Annotated in this window: 18 protein-coding genes; 9 read left to right on the top strand and 9 right to left on the bottom strand. The window is 69.0% G+C overall.

What is annotated here, in order from left to right:
• The first annotated feature begins 6 nt into the window (after nucleotides 1–6).
• The 3 genes from nuoL to nuoN are packed head-to-tail and all read left to right on the top strand — an operon-like array spanning nucleotide 7 to nucleotide 5048.
• Entirely contained in the window at nucleotides 7–1905 is a 1899-nt protein-coding gene (gene nuoL / locus FB471_RS15190) for an NADH-quinone oxidoreductase subunit L (RefSeq protein ID WP_141998932.1), read from the top strand.
• Nucleotides 1902–3470 (top strand): NADH-quinone oxidoreductase subunit M, encoded by a 1569-nt coding sequence (locus FB471_RS15185; protein WP_141998930.1) that lies wholly within the window; start codon nucleotides 1902–1904, stop codon nucleotides 3468–3470. Before nuoL ends, FB471_RS15185 begins: the two co-directional genes overlap by 4 nt.
• Nucleotides 3471–3473: 3 nt before the next feature.
• Entirely contained in the window at nucleotides 3474–5048 is a 1575-nt protein-coding gene (gene nuoN / locus FB471_RS15180; RefSeq protein ID WP_141998928.1) for an NADH-quinone oxidoreductase subunit NuoN, read from the top strand.
• An 18-nt stretch (nucleotides 5049–5066) separates the two neighbouring features.
• Here nuoN and FB471_RS15175 read toward each other — a convergent pair whose 3' ends face one another.
• Entirely contained in the window at nucleotides 5067–5330 is a 264-nt protein-coding gene (locus tag FB471_RS15175; RefSeq protein ID WP_141998926.1) for a hypothetical protein, read from the bottom strand.
• A 135-nt stretch (nucleotides 5331–5465) separates the two neighbouring features.
• Between FB471_RS15175 and FB471_RS15170 the strand changes: the two genes are divergently transcribed.
• Complete coding sequence (locus FB471_RS15170) at nucleotides 5466–6308, top strand: helix-turn-helix domain-containing protein (RefSeq protein WP_141998924.1); 843 nt, start codon at nucleotides 5466–5468, stop codon at nucleotides 6306–6308.
• Nucleotides 6309–6331: 23 nt separating this feature from the next.
• On the top strand, nucleotides 6332–6517 hold the full coding sequence (locus FB471_RS15165; RefSeq protein ID WP_141998922.1) for a DUF397 domain-containing protein: 186 nt from the start codon (nucleotides 6332–6334) through the stop codon (nucleotides 6515–6517).
• On the opposite strand, the gene FB471_RS15160 is transcribed toward FB471_RS15165, so the two are convergent.
• Genes FB471_RS15160 through FB471_RS15145 form a run of 4 tightly spaced genes read right to left on the bottom strand, consistent with a single transcriptional unit; the run spans nucleotide 6518 to nucleotide 9637 of the window.
• Entirely contained in the window at nucleotides 6518–7252 is a 735-nt protein-coding gene (locus FB471_RS15160; protein WP_141998920.1) for an ESX secretion-associated protein EspG, read from the bottom strand.
• Nucleotides 7253–7278: 26 nt separating this feature from the next.
• Entirely contained in the window at nucleotides 7279–8583 is a 1305-nt protein-coding gene (locus FB471_RS35485) for a PPE domain-containing protein (RefSeq protein ID WP_141998918.1), read from the bottom strand.
• Nucleotides 8583–9212, bottom strand: a complete 630-nt coding sequence (locus tag FB471_RS15150) for a DUF3558 domain-containing protein (protein ID WP_141998916.1) — start codon at nucleotides 9210–9212, stop codon at nucleotides 8583–8585. Before FB471_RS15150 ends, FB471_RS35485 begins: the two co-directional genes overlap by 1 nt.
• On the bottom strand, nucleotides 9212–9637 hold the full coding sequence (locus tag FB471_RS15145) for a hypothetical protein (protein ID WP_141998909.1): 426 nt from the start codon (nucleotides 9635–9637) through the stop codon (nucleotides 9212–9214). The genes FB471_RS15150 and FB471_RS15145 overlap by 1 nt, the downstream gene beginning before the upstream one ends.
• A 322-nt stretch (nucleotides 9638–9959) precedes the next feature.
• On the opposite strand from FB471_RS15145, the gene FB471_RS15140 reads away from it, so the two are divergent.
• The 3 genes from FB471_RS15140 to FB471_RS15130 all read left to right on the top strand — a co-directional run bounded on the left by FB471_RS15140 (nucleotide 9960) and on the right by FB471_RS15130 (nucleotide 13460).
• Nucleotides 9960–11069, top strand: coding sequence for a hypothetical protein (locus FB471_RS15140; protein ID WP_141998907.1), 1110 nt, complete (start codon nucleotides 9960–9962; stop codon nucleotides 11067–11069).
• Nucleotides 11070–11179: 110 nt separating this feature from the next.
• Entirely contained in the window at nucleotides 11180–12199 is a 1020-nt protein-coding gene (locus FB471_RS15135) for a polyprenyl synthetase family protein (RefSeq protein ID WP_211358038.1), read from the top strand.
• A gap of 61 nt (nucleotides 12200–12260) precedes the next feature.
• Nucleotides 12261–13460 (top strand): sunset domain-containing protein, encoded by a 1200-nt coding sequence (locus tag FB471_RS15130; protein WP_141998902.1) that lies wholly within the window; start codon nucleotides 12261–12263, stop codon nucleotides 13458–13460.
• 9 nt (nucleotides 13461–13469) lie between these two features.
• Here FB471_RS15130 and FB471_RS15125 read toward each other — a convergent pair whose 3' ends face one another.
• The 4 genes from FB471_RS15125 to FB471_RS15110 form a co-directional block, all read right to left on the bottom strand.
• On the bottom strand, nucleotides 13470–14534 hold the full coding sequence (locus tag FB471_RS15125) for a 2-oxoacid:ferredoxin oxidoreductase subunit beta (RefSeq protein WP_141998900.1): 1065 nt from the start codon (nucleotides 14532–14534) through the stop codon (nucleotides 13470–13472).
• Nucleotides 14531–16465 carry a 2-oxoacid:acceptor oxidoreductase subunit alpha gene (locus tag FB471_RS15120; protein ID WP_246076417.1) on the bottom strand — a complete coding sequence of 645 codons (1935 nt, stop codon included), beginning with the start codon at nucleotides 16463–16465 and terminating at the stop codon, nucleotides 14531–14533. Before FB471_RS15120 ends, FB471_RS15125 begins: the two co-directional genes overlap by 4 nt.
• A 227-nt stretch (nucleotides 16466–16692) precedes the next feature.
• Nucleotides 16693–17463 carry an enoyl-CoA hydratase gene (locus tag FB471_RS15115; RefSeq protein ID WP_141998896.1) on the bottom strand — a complete coding sequence of 257 codons (771 nt, stop codon included), beginning with the start codon at nucleotides 17461–17463 and terminating at the stop codon, nucleotides 16693–16695.
• Nucleotides 17464–17479: 16 nt separating this feature from the next.
• Nucleotides 17480–17926, bottom strand: a complete 447-nt coding sequence (locus FB471_RS15110; RefSeq protein ID WP_141998894.1) for an Lrp/AsnC family transcriptional regulator — start codon at nucleotides 17924–17926, stop codon at nucleotides 17480–17482.
• 100 nt (nucleotides 17927–18026) lie between these two features.
• On the opposite strand from FB471_RS15110, the gene ddaH reads away from it, so the two are divergent.
• Nucleotides 18027–18857 (top strand): dimethylargininase, encoded by an 831-nt coding sequence (gene ddaH / locus FB471_RS15105; protein WP_342779496.1) that lies wholly within the window; start codon nucleotides 18027–18029, stop codon nucleotides 18855–18857.
• The last annotated feature ends 4 nt before the right edge of the window (nucleotides 18858–18861 follow it).

The following is an 18861-nucleotide window of genomic DNA, read 5'->3' as shown; positions in this document are numbered from 1 at the left end:
TAGGCCTTGATCACATCATCGTGGCTGCTGGTCGCCTTCCCGGCGCTCGGTGCGCTCATCCTGCTGGTCGGTGGTAAACGCACCAACGGCTGGGGGCACCTGCTCGGTTGCGCCACCGTCCTCGCGTCCTTCGCCTACGGCCTGGCGATGTTCTTCTCCAGCTCCTTCGACGGCGCCCGGGATGTCGCGCTGTACTCCTGGATTCCGGTCGAGGCGCTGCAGATCGACTTCGGGCTACGGGTCGACCCGCTCGCGGTGACCTTCGTGCTGCTGATCACCGGTGTGGGTTCGCTGATCCACATCTACTCGATCGGCTACATGGCGGAGGACGACGACCGGCGTCGCTTCTTCGGCTACCTGAACCTGTTCGTCGCCGCGATGCTGATCCTGGTGCTCGGCAACAGCTTCGTGACGCTCTACCTCGGCTGGGAGGGCGTGGGGCTCGCGTCGTACCTGCTGATCGGTTGGTACACCGACCGGCCCTCGGCGGCCACCGCGGCGAAGAAGGCCTTCCTGATGAACCGGGTCGGCGATGTCGGCCTGGCGATCGCGATCTTCCTGATGTGGAAGCACATCGGCAGCACGAACTACGCCGAGGTGTTCGCGGGTGTCGACCAGGTGTCCACCGGGGTCGTCACCGCGATCGCCCTGCTGCTGTTGCTCGGCGCCTGCGGTAAGTCCGGCCAGTTCCCGCTGCAGGCCTGGCTCCCGGACGCGATGGAGGGCCCGACCCCGGTCTCCGCGCTGATCCACGCCGCGACCATGGTCACCGCGGGCGTGTACCTGATCGCCCGATCCGGTCCGATCTTCAATCTCACCCCGACCGGGCAGCTGGTGGTCACCATCGTCGGCGCGCTGACGTTGCTGATCGGCTGCGTGATCGGGTGTGCCTACGACGACATCAAGAAGGTGCTGGCGTACTCCACGGTGAGCCAGATCGGCTACATGATGCTCGCCGTGGGTCTCGGGCCGTTCGGCTACGCACTGGGCATCACCCACCTGCTCACCCACGGCTTCTTCAAGGCGGGTCTGTTCCTCGGGGCCGGTTCGGTCATGCACGGCATGAACGACGAGGTGAACATGCGCAAGTTCGGCGGGCTGTACAAGCGGATGCCGATCACTTTCGCCACCTTCGGCCTCGGCTACCTCGCGATCATCGGGTTCCCTTTCCTTTCCGGGTTCTACTCCAAGGACGCGATCATCGAGGCCGCGTTCGGCCAGGAGGGCTGGCGCGGCTGGATCTTCGGTGGCGCGGCGCTGCTCGGTGCCGGGATCACCGGCTTCTACATGACCCGCCTGGTGCTGATGACCTTCTTCGGCAAGGAGCGCTGGCGGACGATCAAATCCAGCGACGGCAGGGATTTCCACCCGCACGAGTCGCCCCCGGTGATGACCGGCCCGATGATCGTGCTCGCCTTCGGCTCGGTCGCGGCCGGGTTCCTGTTCACCCAGGGCGACGCGTTGGTGGAATGGCTGACCCCCTCCCTCGGCGCGCTGCAGGAGTCCGAGCACGGCGTGCTGCCGCATTCGGTGATCCCGATCCTCACCGTGGGGCTGTCCGCGCTGGGCGTGCTGCTGGCCTGGCTGCTGTTCGGCAGGCGGGACACCGCGGTGGAGCGTTCGGAGAACGTCCCGGCCGTGGTCCGGGCCGCACGTAACGACCTGTACGGCAACGCGCTGAACGAGAATCTGGTCGCCCGGCCCGGCCTGTGGCTCTCCCGCGCCTCGGTCTACCTGGACAACCGCGGGGTGGACGGCGCGGTGAACGGGCTGGCCGCGTTGCTCGGCGGCGGTTCCGGCAGGCTGCGCCGGATGCAGACCGGGTTCGTCCGCTCCTACGCGCTGTCCATGCTGGGCGGCTCCTTCCTGCTCGTCGCCGCCCTGCTGCTGGTGAGGTTCGTATGACTCTCTTGCTCGTACTCATCCTGCTGCCGCTGCTCGGCGCGATCGCGCTCGGCGCGCTGCGCGGCAACGATCGGCTGGCCACGCTCGTGGCGCTCGGCGTCTCGATCGTAGAACTGCTGCTGATCGTTCCACTGTGGATCGGTTACGACCCGAGCGGCGAGCGGATCCAGCAGGCTTCCTCCTTCGACTGGATCCCGGCCTTCGGGGTGCACGTCTCGTTCGGGATGGACGGCATCGCGCTGGTGATGATCGCGGTCATCGCGCTGCTGGTGCCGATCGTGATCGGCGCGCTCAGCTCCACCGACAAGCTGCCGGAGGGTCGCGGCGTCGGGGGTTTCCTCTCGCTGATCCTGGTGCAGGAAGCGCTGACCATCGCGGTATTCGCCGCCACCGACGTCTTCCTGTTCTACGTCCTGTTCGAGATCATGCTGATCCCGATGTACTTCCTGATCGGCTACTACGGTGGGCCGAGGCGGCAGTACGCGGCGGTCAAGTTCTTCCTGTACTCCTTCCTCGGCGGCCTGCTGATGCTGGCCTCGGCGATCGGGGCGTACTCGCTGGCCGACGACCGGATCGGTGCGGGCAGCTTCGACTGGGCCACCCTGGTCGAGGTGGTGCGGGACGCGCCGCTTTCCACCCAGATCTGGTTGTTCCTCGGCTTCTTCATCGCGTTCGCGATCAAGGCCCCGCTGGTGCCGTTCCACACCTGGCTGCCGGACGCCGCGGGGCAGGCGCCGATCGGCGTGGCCGTGCTGCTGGTCGGCGTGCTGGACAAGGTCGGCACCTTCGGCCTGCTGCGCTACAACCTGCCGATGTTCCCCGACGCCAGCCGGGAACTGGCCCCGCTGGTGCTGGTGCTGGCCGTGATCGGGATTCTCTACGGCGCGATCCTCGCCGCTGGGCAGCAGGACATGAAACGGCTGATCGCGTACGTGTCCATCTCGCACTTCGGCTTCATCGCGCTGGGCATCTTCGCCTTCACCCAGCAGGCGCAGGTCGGCGCGGTGTCCTACATGCTCAACCACAGCCTCGCCACCGGCATGCTGATCGTGGTGATCGGGATGATCGCCCTGCGCGGCGGGTCCACCCGGATCTCCGACTACGGCGGCATGGCCAAGGTGACCCCGATCCTCGGCGGGATGCTGCTCGTCGCAGGGCTGTCCACCCTGTCCCTGCCCGGCACGAACTCGTTCATCAGCGAGTTCCTTGTGCTGCTGGGCTCCTTCGAGACCCGCACGCCCTACGCGATCCTGGCCACCATCGGCATGGTGCTCGCCGCGGCCTACGTGCTGTGGCTCTACCAGCGGCTGATGACCGGCCCCGTCCGCGGGGACGCGCTCATCGGCGTTGGCGGCGGACCCGGAACCGCCGCGGCTCCGGAGGCCGCTGCCAGGAAGACGATCAAGGATCTGTCCGTGCGGGAGATCGGGGTGCTGGCGCCGATGGTGGTGCTGATCATCGGCCTCGGTCTGTACCCGAAGCCGGTACTGGACACGATCTCCCCGTCGGTCGAGGCGACGCTCGAGGCGGTCGCGCCGTCGACGACCTCGCAGGAAGGCAACTGATACATGCTCGACGTTCTTCTTGCCCAGCAGCAGGGGGACGGGCCGCTGGAGGCCCCCTCGATCGACTATGCCGCGATCCTGCCGGTGCTGATCGTCCTCGGCGCCGCCTGCATCAGCGTGCTGTTCGAGACCTTCCTGCCGCGGCACCAGCGCTGGTCCGGCCAGGTCGTGCTCAGCCTGCTGACGCTGGCGGCCGCGGGGGTGGCGCTGGGCGCCTACGTGAGCGACGCGCCCGATCGCGGGGTGGCCACGTTCAACGGCATGGTGTCGGTGGACGGGCCCGCGCTGTTCCTCTGGGGAACCCTGCTCGCCCTCGCGCTGGGCGCGGTGCTGCTGATCGCGGACCGTTCGGTGGAGCCGGGCGGCGCGTTCGTCGCGCAGGCCGGGATCCGGCCCGGCACCGTGCAGGACCGGGCGCAGGCCGGTTCCACCGGCATGCAGACCGAGGTGTTCCCGCTGACGCTGTTCGCGCTCGCCGGGATGATGACCTTCTGCGCCGCCAACAACCTGCTCACCATGTTCATCGCGCTGGAGGTGCTCAGCCTCCCGCTGTACCTGATGTGCGGGCTTGCCCGGCGGCGCAGGCTGATCTCCCAGGAAGCGGCGGTCAAGTACTTCCTGCTCGGCGCGTTCGCCAGTGCCTTCTTCCTGTACGGGCTCGCGCTGCTGTACGGCTACGCGGGCTCGGTGCAGCTGGCCGATATCGCCAACGCCACGGCGGGTACGGACCGTTCGGACACCCTGCTGTTCGCCGGGTTCGGGTTGCTCGTGGTCGGCCTGCTGTTCAAGGGCTCGGTGGGGCCGTTCCACACCTGGACCCCGGACGTCTACCAGGGCGCCCCGACTCCGGTCACCGCGTTCATGGCGGCCTGCACCAAGGTCGCCGCGTTCGGCGGCATCCTGCGCGTGCTCACCGTCGGCTTCGAGTCGACCAGCTGGGAGTGGCGCGGCGTGCTGTGGGGCGTGGCGATCGTCTCGATGCTGATCGGCGCCATCCTCGGGCTCACCCAGACCGACGTGAAGCGGATGGTCGCCTACTCCTCCATCGCACACGCCGGATTCCTGCTGGTCGGCTCGATCGCGCTGACCGAGGAAGGCCTGTCCGGCACGATGTTCTACCTGCTGGCGTACGGCTTCACCACGATCGCCACCTTCGGGGTGATCAGCCTGGTGCGCGACGCCGGCGGGGAGGCCACGCACCTTTCCGCATGGGCCGGGCTGGCCAAGCGGTCACCGCTGCTGGCCTGGACGTTCACCTTCCTGTTGCTCGCACTCGCTGGCATCCCGCTGACCAGTGGGTTCGTCGGGAAGTTCGTGGTGTTCGAGGCGGCGCTCTCGGACGGGATGGCCCCGCTGGTGGTCATCGCCCTGGTGGCCAGCGCCATTGCCGCGTTCTTCTACCTGCGGGTGGTGGTGCTGATGTTCTTCTCCGAACCCGCCCCGGACGGCCCGACGGTCAGCGTGCCCGGCGCGTTCACCACCGCGGCCATCACCCTCGGCGTGGTCGTCACCCTGCTGCTCGGCGTGGTACCCAGCTTCGCCCTGGACTGGGCAGGCTCCGGCGGCTTCGTGTTCTGATCCCTCGACGGGGCAGGACTACCTCGCCGGCAACGCGTCCTGCCCCGTTGCCGGGATCTCCCCGGCGCCGTTCCAGGCGATCTCCAGCTCGGCGATGCTCTCGCCGGGAGTACCCCGCGCGTCGGTCGCGGCGTACAGGAAGGTGAACAGCCCGGCCTCGTGCCGCCCGGTGCGCAGCAGGTCGATGGCCCACGGCCGCAGTCCCTCGGCGAACCGCTGATGCCCGCCGAGCGCGTGGTTGACCTCGACGAACCCGATCTGCGCGAAGTCCACATCGTTCACCGACGTCTTCCGGTGATCAAAAGCAAAGTATCCGTATCGCATGGCTAGTTCCCTGGATTGAGTGAAGTCTTGCAGAATAGACTATCAACTTGAGCCTATCTCCTGGCAAGATCTGTCACGGAATGGGGTGATCCAATGCCGAAACAGAAGCCCAAGCCGCAGGCACGCGGTCTTGCAGAGGGGTTACGTGCCGCGCGCAAGGAATGCAAGCTCGCCATGATCGAGGTGGTAGAAAAACTGGACTGGTCGCAGTCCACGCTGAGCCGGATCGAGACCGGCCTGCGCAACGCCTCGGTAGAAGAGGTGTCCGCGCTGCTCGCGGTCTACCAGGTCACCGGGGCTCGGCGGGATGGCCTACTCGAGATGGCCCGCGACGTGGACCGTCCCAACTGGCTGGAAACTCGCTACGCCGACGTGCCCCACCAGGCGAAAACCCTGGCGCAGTACGAATCCGACGCCACCCGGATCGTGGATGCCGCCTCGATTCTGGTTCCGGGCCTCTTGCAAACTCCGTCCTACGTGCGGTCGTTGATGCATTCAGGTGGTGTCGCACCCGCGGATATTCAGGCACGGGTAGATCTGCGGGCGGAGCGGCAGAAAGTATTGGACCGCCGCAAGCCGCCAAGCCTGGTGGCCTTCGTGGACGAGGCCGCGCTCCGGCGGCGGATCGGCGGCTCGCGGGTGATGGCGGACCAACTGCGGCACCTGGTGACGATGGCGGAACGGGCCACGGTCGAACTTCGCGTGATTCCCTTCGACGTGGGTGGCCATTCGGGTGTCAATGGAGCCTATGTGCTGTTGGAGTTTTACGACGCGCGACCTGTGGTACATCTGGAGCACCGTCGCTCGGGCTTGTTCCTGCATCAGAAGGCCGATGTCGATCCCTATGTCGAAGCGACGGCAAGCCTGAACGCGGTCGCCTTGGATCCTATGCAGTCGGTACGTATGGTTGAGTCGATAGCAGAAAGCTACGACTGACCTGGGTGGAAGGACGGACTGCCGTGCGGGACCTCATCGGCGTGACGTGGCGCAAGTCCAGCTACAGCGGTACTGAGTCCAACTGTGTCGAGCTGGCCGTCACCGCCGACCGGACGGCGATCCGGGACTCGAAGGCCCCTGAGGCCGGGACGCTGCTCCTGACCAGCCGGGCTTCGGCGGCCCTGCTGTCCGCCTTGCGCCGGGCCTGATCAGTACAGGCGGGCACGAACCGAAGCGACCTTGCCCGCCAGACGGCCCGCGTCGCCGGGAAACAGGTTGAGGTACCGATTGCCGGGCGGCCCGCTGAGCTCGATGCCGATCCGGCCTGCCTCGGCATCCAGATAGGACAGCGTGCTCTCCGCCTCCTCGCGCTTACCGCCCGCGTGCCTGGCGACATGCAGGTAACCGAGCCCGTAGTGCGGTGGCTCCAGTAGCGCCGCCATCGTGCTCGCGTCGCGGCTGCGCTCGTAGGCGTCCGCGTGCTCCAGGCGGGTGAACTCCTCCTGGCGGACCGAGAACGGGGTGAAATCCGCCGGCGGGAACTCCGGAAGTTGCGCGGCCAGCGTGGTGGTCAGGTCGTTGTCCTCGGCCGGGGCGAGCCAGACCCTGCCGTCCCGGTGCGCCGCGACGACCGCCGCGCGGCCCCGGGCAGCGACCAGCGCCGTGTACTGCACATCGCCGGTGCGGAGGAAGGCGTAGTACTCGGTGTCCGGCCGGTCCAGCAGGTGCAAGGTGTCCGCGAAGTCCTCGGTCAGCTCCGTGCCCCGGATGACGCCGAGAGCGTCGAGTTCATCCAGCGCCTCCGCCTCGACCTCACCCTTGGCCTCCGGCGAGATGTAGTGCGCGCCGCCCGCGAAGACCACGTGCGGCCGGCCGCAGCCCGCACGGGCCATCGCGGTGAGCACGGTGTCCAGCGACAGTTCCAGCAGGTGGCGCACGGCCACGGTGCCTCCCCTCCCCGCGCCTGCCGCTAGTTGTGGTCTTTCCTGGTCTCCCCGATGACCGGGGGTGTGGTCTTGCCATCGAAGCCGCCGAACGTGTCGTCCGGATCGGGGTCCTTCAGGTAGTCGGGCCGCTGACGTTCCTTGTCCTCGCCACCCTGGCCACGTCCGGCCCCCGCGCCCATCGGCATCCCGGCGGCTCCCGCTCGCCCGGTCGTTCCCGTCGAGCCCGGTACGCCGGTGCCGCCCCGAGCCGCGCCGCCTTCACCGGGTAGGGCGCCGGAGAACCGCCCCGCCCCGGGCCCACCGCCGGTCCGACCGGCGCCACCCGGGCCGGAGCCGACGCCCCCGCCGCCGCGATGCCCGCCGGTACCGGGCCCGAAGCCGCTGCCGCCGCCCGAACCAGTGCCGATCGGCCCGAAACCGGACCCACCGCCGCCCGGTCCGGTACCGGTGCTCGTTCCACCGAACGGTCTGCCACCCGGCCCGAACTGCTGGCCGCCCTGCCGTGGGGTGGTCTCGGACGTTGAGGAAGGGTTCCAGGAGGACGTCGTGGTGCTATCAGTGCCGGGGCCGGTGTACTGGGCGGCCGGTACGCGCTGCGGGCCGGGCGTCGAACCGGACCGATCGCCCGTGCCGCCCGTTCCCTCGGGTCCGGGTGGTGGCCGGTAGCCCCCGCCACCACCGCTTTCGACCCCCGGTCGGCCGCCGGACGCGCCGACCGAGCCACCGACCACTGGCGGCGGAGTGACCTTGGAACCACCCGGCCCGCCGGCGTCCTTGGCGCCGCCGCTGCCGTCGGCCATCGAGATCGGCGCGCCCGCGTCGGTCAGCGGTGCGAACGCGGAGGGCATCGTCTGCCCGTTGCTGGTGCTGGCCTGATGGTAGGCGGTGAACGCCTGCACGTTGGCCTCACTCTCGGCCTGCCACTGCCCGACCTCGGCGGCGTACCTGCCCATGTCCCCGATCGACATCGAGTCGAACAACCCGGTCGCGGTCATCTCCGGTGGCTTGTCCGAAACCGGCACCACGCTGTTCTGCGCCCGCCGGAACGACTCGATCTGGTTGGCCACCGCGTTGTCGGCGACACCGACACGAGCGGAATCCTGCTGACTGGCATCGGCCAACGGCGCGGCGGCGTTCGCCGCGGCGGAACCGGCCTCGCCCTTCCAGCCTTCCTGCACTTCCAATCCCAGGTCGGCCACCTGGTCCCTACGGTCTTGCAGCCGAACCTTCAACTCCGCGGCGGACTGCTGCGCGACGGACAGCGCCTCCGGACCAGGCCCGCCGTTGATCTGCCGGTAGATCTCGGCGGCCGAGAGCTTGCCCGCCATCACTGCGCCCCCTTGATCGTGCTGATCACCATCGTGGCGATATCATGCGCCGCCTGGCACGGGTCCTTCTTCCCGACTTTGTCCTCGGACAGCTGGATGTTGACGTTGGCCGTCGTGGTATCGCTGGTGCCTACGTTGAGCCTGCATGCACCGGCGTTTCGGTCGTCAACCAGCTTGTTGGAAGCAACCACCGGATATCCTTGGATCGGGTCGAGTGGTTGGAAGTAGGCGGAGTTGTTCTTGTTGCCGTAGATCGCGCCAAGTCCCTCGTAGACCTTCGGGAAAATCACGGAAACGCTCGCACGGGTAGGGAGACCCGCGCTCCAGCTGCAAGCGGGGCCCGACGGGCCGTTGACGTCGGATGTCGGGCTCACCTCTGCGTTGAAGATCATGGTGACCTGCTCGGACGTGAGCACCTCGCACGGCGCTTGCTGGAAGCGGGAGATGTCCAGCGGGACCTCGACCTTGGGTGCTCCGTTGGCGGGTGCGCCGGTCGTCGCCGATGTGCCGGATGACACCTGACTGGTAGCGGTCGGTGCGATGGTCGGAGTGCCCGCCCCCTGGTCCGAGCAGCTGGCCAGTATGGCTCCTAGGGTCAAGGTGACGAGCAGTGATGTCGCGCGACGCATCAGAGGAACGAGCCACCCTTCTTGTTGATCTCGGCCGCGGTGTCGTCCTCGTTGGCGGCGTACTGGCCCATAGCGGCTTCGAACTTCTCGGCCTGAGCCCAGCAGTAGTCCTCTCGTTCCTTCAGGGTGCCCAGCAGGGCCATCCCGGTGTTCCGGACCATTGTCGCGTTCTCCTCGCTGGCGAACTCCGCACCCGGACCTTCGGCCTCCGCGATGTTGATGGCGTGATCCTGATCCGCCCGGAACGCTTCCGCCAGGTCTTCCCACTTGGCCTTGAGGGTGCGGAGCTGGTCAAGGCTGTACTCGAAGCCGGGGCCGCCGGCCGCGCCACCGCCCGTTGTGGCCGTGCCGACGCCCGCGGCTACCCCGGAGGCTAGCCAGCCGATGGTGCTAGTGGTGTCGCTTCCGTCTGGTTGCTCAGCCACCGGTCACCCCCGCTGCATAACGAGACGCGCGTGCCTTCCTCGCCGTCACGGTCCCTCCCCGAAACCCATTCCGACCGAACCTGCGGTGTCGTCAGATGCCTACGCTGCGTGGTTCGACGGTCCGACGTTAGCACGGGTTCCGAGCCAGTCGACCCGCTTCACCAGGATCTGCCGCACCCGCTGACAGCGGAATCCAGCCCGCACGCAAAGTAACATTGTGTGGATTGAATATTGCCGTAAGTAATGACTCGCTGCTGGCAAAAACCTAGAATCTGTCGCTGGAATGCAGCATCAAGAGCTCTGGGGAGCGGGGAGAAACGCGGTGACGAAGCGTGCGGGGTGGTTGCTGGCCTGCTGCCTGGGTCTGCTGGTGCACACGGCCTGTAGTGACGAGGGAACGCCTGTCGAGGCGGTTCAGTCCGGGCAGCCTGAACGATCAGCACCCGAGCGGCCCAAGGACCGGAACGCCGCCGCGTTGGGTGCCGCGCTCGGGGCGCTGGACACCTGCGCGTTGCTCGGGAAGGGAAAGTCGGAACCGGGGCGGCGCGCCTGCTCGGTCACGGGTGGGGACAACGAGACGGTCGAGGTCAAGGTAGGCGAGTGGCCGCCGCGGAAGCGGTGGTCGGCGCTGCCGATCGAGCTGGCCGGTAAGCGGGCGTACCAGCTCCGGCACCAGCTGTCCCATCTCCCGATGGGATGCAGCATGGCCGCCCCGCTCAGTTTCCGCATCGTGGTCGAGTTCGAGTACCGGCACGTCAGCTTCGGTCCCGAGCAGGAGGACCACTGTGCGCGGCTGCGCGGGGTGGCCGAGGACGGGATGCGCAGGCTGATCGCCATCCCGGGTATGGACGGTTTCCTGTTCGCCCCGGAGGAGAACGACACCGGAGCGCTCGGCGCCTGCGTGCATCTCGACGAGCCCGGCGCGGCCGAGGAGTGCGAACCCGCCCGGCCGGTGCGGGTTCCGGAAAAGGTGGACCGCCTGCTCGCCCTCGGCAGCGCTGACCCGAACGTGGCGTGTGCCGCCTTCGCCGGGGCGGTACGGCGGCTACACGGCACGTCCCTGAAGCCGGTCGTGCACCGTGGGATCTGCCATTTCGTGCAGGCCGGGCACCGGGTCCAGCTCGATGCCGGCTTCGGCGTGCTGGACAGTTCGCCCGCGGAATGCGGCACCCCCGCCGAGCGGTTCCGGGACCGCGCGGAAACGACGCTCGGGGGCAGGCCGGCGGTGACCTTTCGTACCCGGGCGGGAAGCTCTTACCACCTGTGTGTTTCGCCGCATGGCGATCTCCGGCGGGCGGGTACCGTCTCCTTCGGCGTCACCGTTCTCGGGGAGCGTGGCGTTCAGACGCTGAGCGAGCCGGCCTTGCCCGAGCGAGAAGCGGACAAGGCGCACGCGGTAGTCGCGCACATGCTCGCCGAGCACGCCCGCTGACCCGTGGTATGCGTCACCACGGTGCGTGGACCTGCGGGTAACCGGGGGCTCGGAGGTGCCATTAGGCTCTTCGGAGACTGTGACCCCCAGTGCCGAGAGGCGGAGCCGACGTGTCATTGCCCGATGGCGCCCTGGAGGAGCTGCGCGCCGCGGTCGGCTTGCGCATCGCCGACCCGGCTCTGCTGAGCGACCTGGCCGGCGGCCTGAACGAGGTCGAGACGGTGCTGCGCCAGGTTGTGCGCAGCGACGTGCAGGCGGTGGCCGAGGCCGCGTCGCACCTGGTCGAGGCAGGGGGCAAACGTTTCCGCCCGCTGTTCACCCTGCTCGCGTCCCAGTTCGGCGAGACGGGAAGGGACGCCGTGGTCACCGCGGCGGCCGCGGTGGAGCTGGTGCACCTGGCCACGCTGTACCACGACGACGTGATGGACGAGGCCACCATGCGGCGCGGGGCGGAGAGCGTGAACGCCCGCTGGGACAACACGATCGCGATCCTGACCGGGGACTTCCTCTTCGCCAACGCGTCCAGGCTGGTGGCCGACCTCGGCACGGACGCCGCCCGGATCATCGCCGAGACCTTCAGCGAGCTGGTGACGGGCCAGATGCGCGAAACCGTCGGGCCGGTGGGTGCCGAGGATCCGGTGGAGCACTACCTCAGCGTCATCGGGCAGAAGACCGGCTCGCTGATCGCCACCGCGGGCCGGTTCGGCGGCATGCTCTCCGGTGCCCGCCCCGAGTACGTCGAGGCGCTGTGCCGGTACGGCCAGCTCGTCGGAACCGCTTTCCAGATCTCCGACGACGTCATCGACATCGCCTCGCCCTCGGCCGAGCTGGGCAAGTCGCAGGGCACCGACCTGCGCGAGGGGGTACGCACCCTGCCGATGCTCTACGCGCTGGCCGACGGTGACACCGAGCCCAGGTTGGCCGAGCTGCTCGGGGAGCCGCTGACCGAGGACGCGCTGGTCGAGGAGGCGCTCGGGCTGTTGCGTTCCTCCAGCGGACTCGAGCGCGCACGGGTCACCCTTTCCGACTACGCTCGGCGCGCGCGAGCGGAGCTCGAGGCGCTTCCTGCCTCACCCGCCCGGGACGCCTGCGAGTCGGTTGCCGACTACCTCGTCGCCCGGATCCGCTGAGCGTCCCGGTTCGCTCGGCGCGGCGGCAGTACCCGCGGGCCAGGAAGGAGACACCGCGTAGATGTCCATCTTCGGACAGGTTTGGTTGTGGAGTCTGGCGGCCTTCGTGCTCGGCGCCCTGCTCACCTGGCTGCTACTGGTCCGGCCCGCGCGGTCGCGGATCGCGAAGCTCGAGCGCAGGCTGGCCCCGGCGTCGCGGTCCGAGCCGGGCCCGCTTCGCCAGGATCCGGAGCCGACCCTGGTGCGGCACGCGCCCGCGGGCGGATACTCCGGGGAGGACCCGGGGCCGGACCCGGAGGCGCTGCCGGGTGTGCCCGCCGAGGAGCGCACCCGGTTCATCGGGCCCGTCGAACCGCAACCCCAGCCGCAGTGGCTTGAGCAGGACAGCTTGGCCCGGGCCGGGGAGCCGACCGAGTACCGGTCCCAGGAGGAGCCGCTCTCATCCGGCGACCGGCAGGACCAGTACGAGAACCAGTACGAGGACCAGTACCTCGGGTACGAACCGGGCGCGGAGTACGAGCGGCAGCCGTACCAGGCAGGCGACGAGGAGGAGCAGGCCTGGGACTCCACCGAGGCCCGGTCCGTGCTGGAGCCCGAGCGGCAGGAACCGGCCGGGTACGAGGCGGCCCCGCCTGCCCCCGAACCGGAGTCCGGGCCGCTGTCGCAGCGGCCGACCTCGCTGTTCACCGAGCTCCCGGTTTACGACGACCAGGCGGACCACGACGACCAGGCGGACTACACGGACTACGGGGACTACTCGGACCAGCACGCGGGCGGGGAGCCGCCCGGGGAACCACCCGCCGAGACGCCGAGCGAGCCGGACACCACGCAGGTGCTGCCCAAGCGGCAGCCGCGGGAGGTGCCCCGGGGCGGGTTCGACCCACCGGAGCCGATCCAGCCCTCCATGCGTGCGGTGTCCCGGCGGGAACCCGCTCCCGAGGTGGAGGGCACGCACAGCGGTTCGCTGTTCCAGCCCGCGGTGCCGGCGGGGCAGTCTACGGAGCAGCCCGCTCCGGTACCGCCGCCCGCGCGCACCCAGGCACAGGAGGAAGATGCCGCGCCCTCCGGTCCGTTCGGTCCCGGTTCGGCGATGCCGCTGCCCGGTGGGGGTAGTCCCGGGGAGGACTTCCGGGTCAAGGCGAGCGTGACCGCGCTGCGTTACTGCACCGAGGACGAGCCCCGTTACCCGAACATGGTCGCCGAGGTGTGGTTCCGCAGCCCCGCCGACGCCGAGCGCGTCGGCTTCCGCCCGCTCACCTGACCGGCGGGGTCAGGTGACGGTCCAGGTGTCCTTGCCGCGCAGCAGGGCCTGGAGGTCCGGGGCCTTGGCCTCGCGGGCCTGGTCGAGCTGGGTGCGGGCCAGGTCGTCGTAGGTCGGCCTGGTCACCTGCCGGAAGATCCCGGTCGGGGTGTGGTTGAGGTGCTGGTCGCCCAGCCGGGATAGCGCGAAGGCGTAGGCGGTGTCCTCGATCGTCGGGTCGTGCACCACCAGGCCGTCCTCGCCGATCTCGCTGACCTTGGCGACCTCCACCCCGCCCCACGCGCTACGGGTGACGCCGTACTCACCCTCCGGCCCGAACCGGATCGGCTCGCCCGCACTGAGCGGGATGAGCCGCCGCGCGCTCTCCTCGGCGTCCTTGAGCACGTCGAAGGCGCCGTCGTTGAAGATCGGGCAGTTCTGGTAGATCTCCACCAGCGCCGAGCCACGGTGCTGGGCGGCCGCGGTGAGCACCTCGGTCAGGCCCTTGCGGTCGGAGTCCATGGCCCGGCCGACGAAGGTCGCCTCGGCACCGAGCGCGAGCGACACCGGGTTGAACGGGGTGTCCAGCGAGCCCATCGGGGTGGACTTGGTGACCATCCCCTGGTCGGAGGTGGGCGAGTACTGGCCCTTGGTCAGCCCGTAGATCCGGTTGTTGAACAGCAGGATCTTCAGGTTCACGTTCCGGCGCAGGGTGTGTACCAGGTGGTTGCCACCGATGGACAGCGCGTCGCCGTCCCCGGTGACCACCCACACCGAAAGGTCCGGCCGGGTGGTGGCCAGCCCGGTGGCGATGGCAGGGGCCCGCCCGTGGATGGAGTGCATCCCGTAGGTGTTCATGTAGTACGGGAAGCGGCTGGAGCAGCCGATCCCGGAGACGAACACGATGTTCTCCCGCTTGAGCCCCAGCTGCGGCAGAAAGGACTGGATCGTGTTCAGCACGACGTAGTCGCCGCAGCCAGGGCACCAGCGCACTTCCTGGTCGGACTTGTAGTCCTTGGCCTTCTGCGGTTCCTCGGTGGTGGGGACACCCTCCAGGCCGCCGAGCGTCGGCAGCCCGAGGTCGGTCGCAGTCACTTGGCCGCCTCCTCGGTGGTTGCGGTGATGATGTCGGTGAACACGCCTTGCAGTTCTTCGGCCTTGAACGGCAGGCCGGCCACCTTGTTGTAGGAGCGGATGTCGACCAGGTACTTCGCCCGCAGCAGGGTGGCGAGCTGGCCGAGGTTCATCTCCGGCAGCACCACGGTGTCGTAGGAGCGCAGGACCTCGCCGAGGTTCGCGGGCAGCGGGTTCAGGTGCCGCAGATGCGCCTGCGCGATCGGCATCCCCTGCTTGCGTACCCGGCGGCAGGCGGCGCCGATCGGCCCGTAGGTCGAGCCCCAGCCCAGCGCCAGCACGCGCGCGTCGCCGCCGCTGGGATCGTCGACCACGACGTCCGGCACCTCGACGCCGTCCACCTTGGCCTGCCGCAGCCGCACCATCCGGTCGTGGTTGTCCGGGTCGTAGGAGATGTGCCCGGTGTTGTCCGCCTTCTCCAGCCCGCCTATACGGTGCTGCAGGTCGGGGGTTCCTGGCACCGCCCACGCCCTGGCCAGGGTCTCCGGGTCCCGGATATAGGGCCAGAACTCACCGGAGTCATCGGTGGCGTTCGGCTCCTTCGCGAAGGTTACCCGCAGGTCGGGCAGGTCCCGCACATCCGGAACCAGCCACGGTTCGGAGCCGTTGGCGATGGCGCCGTCGGACAGCAGCAGCACCGGCGTGCGGTAGGTCAGCGCGATCCGGGTGGCCTCCAGCGCGATCTCGAAGCAGTCCGCGGGCGTGGAGGGGGCGACCACCGGCACCGGCGACTCGCCGTTGCGGCCGAACATCGCCTGCAGCAGGTCGGCCTGCTCGGTCTTGGTCGGCAGCCCGGTGGACGGCCCGCCGCGCTGGATGTCCAGCACCACCAGCGGCAGCTCGGTCATCACCGCGAGCCCGATGGTCTCGGACTTCAGCGCCACCCCCGGCCCGGAGGTGGAGGTCACGCCGAGCGCCCCGCCGTAGGACGCGCCCAGCGCGGCGCCGACGCCGGCGATCTCGTCCTCCGCCTGAAAGGTGGTGATCCCGAAGTTCTTGTGCTTGGACAGTTCGTGCAGCACGTCCGAGGCCGGGGTGATCGGGTAGGTGCCGAGCAGGATCGGCAGCCCGGACTGCTGGCCGGAGGCGACGATCCCGTAGGCCAGCGCGGCGTTGCCGGTGATCTGCCGGTAGGTGCCCGGCGCCAGCTTGGCCGGGGCCACCTCGAAGGTGGTGCCGAAGGACTCGGTGGTCTCGCCGTAGTTCCAGCCTGCCCGGAAGGCGAGGATGTTCGCGTCGGCGATCTCCGGCTTCTTGGCGAACTTCTCCCGCAGGAACCGTTCGGTGCCCTCGGTGGGCCGGTGGTACATCCAGGAGAGCAGGCCGAGGGCGAACATGTTCTTCGCCCGCTCGGCGTCCTTCTTGCTCAGCCCGGTCTCCGCCAGCGCGCCCTTGGTCAGGGTGGACATCGCCACCCGGTGCACCTCGAAGGCGGACAGCGAGTCGTCCTCGAGCGGGTCGCTGGCGTAGCCGACCTTGCCGATGTTTCGCTTGGTGAACTCGTCGGTGTTCACGATGATCGTCCCACCACGCGGGACGTCGGCGACGTTCGCCTTCAGCGCGGCCGGGTTCATCGCCACCAGCACATCCGGCCGGTCGCCCGGCGTGAGAATGTCGTAGTCGGCGAAGTGCACCTGGAAGCTGGAGACGCCGGGAATGGTGCCCTGTGGCGCCCGGATCTCCGCGGGGAAGTTGGGCAGGGTCGCGAGGTCGTTGCCGAAGGCCGCCGCCTCGGAGGTGAACCGGTCGCCGGTGAGCTGCATCCCGTCACCGGAGTCGCCCGCGAACCGGATGACCACCCGGTCGAGCTGGTTGACCTCGGTCGGCCGGTCCGCCTGGAGTGTCGCCGAGCCCGGCCCGGTTCCGTTGCCGTTCGCGCTTGCCGGCGTCAAACGGAGCGATTCCTCGCTTCGCTCGTCATCGCTCATGCTCAGGGAGTCCCTCTCTGCTGCCCGCGTCGTGGTCCCGACCGACACACTTCCCGTGTATACCTCGAGATTACTTGGTGTTTTGCTCGAATCGTGCGCCGGTGTGACCCGACTTACCTGTAACTCATGGTAACGGTTAACTTCCGCTGTCCGCTGTGAAGCCCGTCTCCCCTCAGAAGTAGAACATGTTCCTATTGACGGGTGCTCGCCTCCCGCCAGGCCGCGACTTTGGCGGCGAACTCCGGCGACTCCAGCGAGTTCAGCTGCTGGATCAGTTCGAGGCTAACTGCCTCGGCGTGCTTGTCCATCGCACGCGTGCGGCGCATCGAATCTTTGACGGCGGTCACCAGGTGCCGGGGCGCCTCGGCCGCGGGCCGGGTCAGTGCGAGCGCGGCGTCCAGCAGTTCGCGGTGGTCGCCGGGGACCGTGCGCAGCACCAGCCCGGCCCGGGTGGCGGCCTCGGCGTCCAGCACCTCCCCGAACAGGGTCATCGCCGTGGCCTGCTGGGTACCCACCGCACGCTGCAGCATCCAGGTCATCCCGCCACCGGGGTGCAGGCCGAGTTGCAGGAAACGGGCGTCGAACCGGGCGTCCGGGCCCGCCAGCCGCACATCGGCGGCGAGCGCGAGGTTCAGGCCCGCGCCGACCGCGGCGCCGCCGACCGCGGCCACGGTGGGCAGTTCGCACTGGGCGACCGCGAGAAAGCCCTGGTAGATCGCGCGCAGCGCCTCCTCGTTCGCCTCACCGAGCGCGCTCAGGTTGGCGCCCGCGCAGAACGCGGGCGGGGTGCCGGTGAGCACCAGCGCGTGCACCTCGGGGTCCCGTTCCGCCTCCCGCACGGCGCCGGCCAGCTGTGCGGACAGTTCCAGGGTGAGCGCGTTGCGCTGGTCGGGGGCATCGACGGTGAGAACGGCGGTTCCCCCGACCCGCTCGGTGTGTATTCGGTCTGTCGTACGCCCCATAGGCCCCATGATGCTCTCAATGTTCCGGGTTGGGGGATCTTTCCAACAGTGTGGACAGCACGACCGTCGAGACGGTCCGTTCGACGATCTCCAGCCCGCGTAGCCGCTCGAGCGCGGTCTCCAGGTGGTGGATGTCGGCGGCGCGCAGGTGCACGATCGCGTCCGCCGCCCCTGACACGGTGTAGGCGGCCACGACCTCGGGCAACGGCTCCAGCCGGGCGCGGATGCGGGCCGGCTGGATGTTGCCCTTGCAGTGCATCTCGACGAAGGCCTCGGTGCCCCAGCCGAGCGCCTCCGGGTCGACGACCGCGGTGAACCCGCGCAGCACCCCGGACTCCAGCAGCCGGTCCACCCGGCGTTTCACCGCCGGGGCGGACAACCCGACGAGTTTGCCGATGTCCGCGTAGCTGGAGCGGGCGTTCGCCACGAGGCATGAAATGATTCGCTGGTCCAACGTGTTCACATGCAATATTTAGCACGCGAACACGCAAGGCACAGCGATTGCTTGCGTACATCTCGCACCATAGATTCGATCTATGACGGCTGATGCTGCCCTTGATCCGATGTTCGGCCGAGTTCCGACAACCCGTCGTTACCTTATGTGCGCGCCGCATTACTTCGCGGTGAACTACGCGATCAACCCGTGGATGGACCCCAGCCGGCCGGTGGACCGTGAGCTGGCACTGGCCCAGTGGTCCGAGCTCAGGGACACCTACCGCAGGCTCGGGCACACCGTGGACGAGATCGAGCCGCAGCCCGGGCTCCCGGATATGGTCTTCGCCGCGAACTCCGGGACCGTGGTGGACGGCCGGGTGCTCGGCGCCCGGTTCCGGGCGGCCGAGCGGGCCGCCGAGGCCGAGCACTTCCGGCGCTGGTTCCTCGAGCGCGGCTACCGCGACATCACCATGCCGACCAAGATCAACGAGGCCGAGGGCGACTTCGCCTGGACCGGGAGGCTGCTGCTGGCCGGTGCCGGCTTCCGCACCGACCCGGCGGCACACGCCGAGGCGCAGGAGGCGCTCGGCGTCCCGGTGGTGTCCCTGACCCTGACCGACCCCCGCTACTACCACCTGGACACCGCGTTGTTCGTGCTCGCCGAGGCGACCGACGCCGCGCCCGCCCAGGTGGCCTACTACCCGGATGCGTTCTCCGCCGGCTCGCGCCGGGTGCTCGCCAGGCTGTTCCCGGACGCCGTGCTCGCCGACGCCGATGACGCCGCCGTGCTCGGGCTGAACGGCGTGTCCGACGGCCGCAACGTGGTGCTGCCCGCCGAGGCGACCGGGCTGGCCGACCGGCTGGCCCGGATCGGCTACGAGCCGGTGCTGGTGGGCATCTCCGAGTTGCGCAAGTCCGGTGGCGGCCCGAAGTGCTGCACGATGGAGCTGCGCAAGTAACGTC

The organism is Amycolatopsis cihanbeyliensis (assembly GCF_006715045.1).
GTDB lineage: Bacteria > Actinomycetota > Actinomycetes > Mycobacteriales > Pseudonocardiaceae > Amycolatopsis > Amycolatopsis cihanbeyliensis.
Note: the sequence above shows the minus strand (reverse complement) of the source record. Positions and strands in the feature narration are given on the sequence as shown.

Bases quoted from the DNA above. Each gene is read 5' to 3' on its own strand.
- FB471_RS15185 (WP_141998930.1), top strand. From the start codon at position 1,902: ATGACTCTCTTGCTCGTACTCATCCTGCTGCCGCTGCTCGGCGCGATC.
- nuoN (WP_141998928.1), top strand. From the start codon at position 3,474: ATGCTCGACGTTCTTCTTGCCCAGCAGCAGGGGGACGGGCCGCTGGAG.
- FB471_RS15170 (WP_141998924.1), top strand. From the start codon at position 5,466: ATGCCGAAACAGAAGCCCAAGCCGCAGGCACGCGGTCTTGCAGAGGGG.
- FB471_RS35485 (WP_141998918.1), bottom strand. From the start codon at position 8,583: ATGGCGGGCAAGCTCTCGGCCGCCGAGATCTACCGGCAGATCAACGGC.
- FB471_RS15150 (WP_141998916.1), bottom strand. From the start codon at position 9,212: ATGCGTCGCGCGACATCACTGCTCGTCACCTTGACCCTAGGAGCCATA.
- FB471_RS15130 (WP_141998902.1), top strand. From the start codon at position 12,261: ATGTCCATCTTCGGACAGGTTTGGTTGTGGAGTCTGGCGGCCTTCGTG.
- FB471_RS15115 (WP_141998896.1), bottom strand. From the start codon at position 17,463: ATGGGGCGTACGACAGACCGAATACACACCGAGCGGGTCGGGGGAACC.
- ddaH (WP_342779496.1), top strand. From the start codon at position 18,027: ATGTTCGGCCGAGTTCCGACAACCCGTCGTTACCTTATGTGCGCGCCG.